3 protein-coding genes are annotated in these 2,863 nt (G+C 50.3%); 1 reads left to right on the top strand and 2 read right to left on the bottom strand.

Annotation, left to right across the window (positions count from 1 at the left end):
- On the top strand, positions 1 to 872 hold an 872-nt coding region (locus V3U24_09210; protein MEE9167616.1), incomplete at its 5' end, for a hypothetical protein.
- 224 nt (positions 873 to 1,096) lie between these two features.
- On the opposite strand, the gene V3U24_09205 is transcribed toward V3U24_09210, so the two are convergent.
- Positions 1,097 to 1,630, bottom strand: a complete 534-nt coding sequence (locus V3U24_09205; GenBank protein MEE9167615.1) for a GNAT family N-acetyltransferase — start codon at positions 1,628 to 1,630, stop codon at positions 1,097 to 1,099.
- Positions 1,631 to 2,273: 643 nt separating this feature from the next.
- Positions 2,274 to 2,465 (bottom strand): glutaredoxin family protein, encoded by a 192-nt coding sequence (locus V3U24_09200; GenBank protein ID MEE9167614.1) that lies wholly within the window; start codon positions 2,463 to 2,465, stop codon positions 2,274 to 2,276.
- Positions 2,466 to 2,863: the final 398 nt, after the last annotated feature.

Here is a 2,863-nt window from a genome sequence, read left to right as displayed (position 1 = left end):
CTATGAAAACGGGTTTAACTTGGTTTGATTTAGGACTTACACTCCTCGTCGGGGATTCCAATCTCGAGGAAAACGGTGAAGAAATAATCCGGATTGGAAGAGACATTATCGTCAAGCGAGGGGAAACAGTGGACAACGCGGGGGCCATCGGAGGGGATGTCACCGTGTACGGGGAGGTGGAGGATAACGTGGTTTCTGTGGGCGGATCGGTGTACCTCGGGCCCGATGCCTACATCCGGGGTGATGTGGTATCGGTGGGAGGTGAAATCGAGAAGACGTCTGGAGCAGAGGTAAAGGGTGATCTCGTTGAGGTCAGTTTCTGGGGATTCCCATTCGGCAGGAAATCCCATTTTTGGAGTGGTTGGTGGGTAGGTTCCTGGTTTCTAAGGCTCCTTTCCCTGATCGGTTCCCTCGCCGTTACGGTTCTGATCGTCGCCCTGATACCTAACACCATCGACAATTTCTCATCGATGGTTGAGGATAATGCCGGCCAGTCAATTCTGTGGGGTTTTCTCGGTATTGTTCTCATCGTACCTGTTGCCGTCGTTCTCTGTCTGTCGCTTGTGGGTATCTTGTTACTCCCCGTAGAGTTTCTTATTGTATGCTTGACGACGGTTGTGGGGTACATATCAGTGGCCAGGTTTCTCGGGAGAAAGACCACGAAGTCTCTGAACATGTCAACTCAGCCTATTCTTCTGGAAGCCACCTTCGGGGTTCTTCTGTTGTGGATAATAGGTCTCATTCCTGTTCTAGGATGGCTCACCAAATTGCTTGTGGCTCTGGTTGGATTTGGGGCGGGCATCGCCGTGTTCGTCGCGAAACGGAAGAAGACCCAAGAGGTGAAGACGGAAGCCTTGAAAAAGAGCGGGTGATTATTACAGTTTGATACGCTTTCCTTCCATCCCAAATGGCTGACTTTTGGCCTGGCTCCTCCATATCTTGAACCACAGCCCTGACCTGCCCGCCAAGAATGTCATAGATCGTAAGGGTTACTTCAGCTCTCTCGGGAAGATCATACTTCAATGTCCCGACGGGATTGAAGGGTTTGGGTAATTCTTGTTTAGTGAATATTTAACTGGAAGCCTAACGTTCAAGCTCAGCTGCCGCCTGTTATGCCGCCGTATTCCTGTGTTTCACGTTTCTTGCACCACCTGTCGTCTGCCAAGACAACCGAAGTCTCGATCTGGCGTTCCGGAATAGACCAATAATTTCTCAGCAAGCTAGTCGCCTCATCTCGCGACAATAACTGAAACCCATTTCTCTCATAGAACCGCATCGCCCACGTCGCGGCGGCCCAGGTGCCTACCAGATACGGACGCGAACTTTCCCTTCGTAAACGGCTGAGGAGGTGACTCCCAATTCCTTCCCTCCTTCTTGACGTGCGCACGTAGGCATGCCGAATCAGGGTCACGTCTCCAACATCCTGGATACCCATCACTCCGATGAGATCTCTTTTCTCGTAAAGGCCGCAGAATGTCACTCCATTATCGATCTCATGCCGAAGCTCACTCTCAGGCATATAGGGGTCTCTCCAACAATCCGCCGGAATGACTCCCTCGTAAGCACGCGCCGCATCGTTGATGATCTCCAAGATCGCGTCAAATTCATCCTCATCACATCGCCATATCATGCCCGTCCGCTCCGCGGTCTATTCACCTATCGATCAAAGCGTCACAAGAGGCCCATCTGTAACCCGTTTGAATCACTTGTCCCGAGGGGGGGGAGCGGATTAGCTCATAGGGGTAGAGGAGAGAGCTGACTTATCCAAAACCGAGGGCTATCAGCCACACGTGCACTTCACTTCTGCCTCGCCGCAGCCTGAGCATTTTGGCATGCAGTGATCTCCGCCGCATGCGTGATCGGGGACGTGCACCTCCGATTCGGAACCGCAGATATCACACTTCCATCCTTTTGTTGGACCACCACAAGTCTTGCATTCTTCCATGTTCTAACCTCCTTCCTCTGATTTGCCTCTTATTACTTCAAAATGATACCAGGAAGAAATCGTTCCTCGGGTGCGAACCATTTGGGACATTTGCCACTAGGTAGCTTCAAGAAGGTGTGCTGGCACTTTCCACTCGATCATGAGTCTGTAGTTAAGGTGCATCGGAAGCTTCCCACATGAAGGACATTCTAAGCAATATATGAAACACTCTTTATGAGTTGACCAGTCAGAATGAACTACCATTGGCGTAAGATGAGCGGCGTTTCTATTGCAGTATGGACATTCATGTTCGAACTCGTCCATCAATACTTCACCTGGTCTCAAGGATTTAGGTTTCATCTGACGTGTCAAGTAATTCCTCGAATTTTCTCTGGTCAAAACCAATAATAAGCTCATTATCGATTAGGGTTGCTGGTGTCGAGAACACACCCAGATTCTTCAGTTCCTCCAGTGCCGAATCCTCTTGGGCAATATTACGTTCTGAGTAATCGATGCCTTTTTCTGAAAGCCACGCTTTCAGGCTGTTACAAAACAGTCAACCCGGCTGTGTGTATACGATGATGTCATGGCTGCTCATCTTTACATCTCCCTTTCATTTTCAGCCCACTCATGCTTCCTTCTTCCCCATTATTCCGTTGCCCATGTCGAGTTCCTGAAGCCGTGCGCGGCTCTTCCCCTAACCGTGCAGTTCATCTCGCATTGACTCAAAATCTTCCAGAGAATACCATTTCAATGGGACGACGCGCGCCTTACTTCGCAGCAATGCAGGAACTGCCATCATGGCTTGAGCTTCACTCTCTGCCTCTATTATTGCCCACGCACAATGCTCGCCAGCCTCGCAACCCCATCCAAAGTGGGTTAAGTATCCAGCCGCCAGAACCTGGCGTAAAATGACCTGTCAGTCATATCCATCGTGTG

It is taken from the genome of Candidatus Neomarinimicrobiota bacterium, from assembly GCA_036476315.1.
In the GTDB taxonomy this organism is placed as follows: Bacteria; Fidelibacterota; Marinisomatia; order Marinisomatales; family S15-B10; genus JAZGBI01.
The sequence above is the reverse complement of the archived record's forward strand: the minus strand, read 5'-3'. Positions and strand labels throughout refer to the sequence as shown.

What these genes read in the sequence shown, in the direction of transcription:
- V3U24_09205 (MEE9167615.1), bottom strand. Translation starts at nt 1,630, where the DNA reads ATGATATGGCGATGTGATGAGGATGAATTTGACGCGATCTTGGAGATC.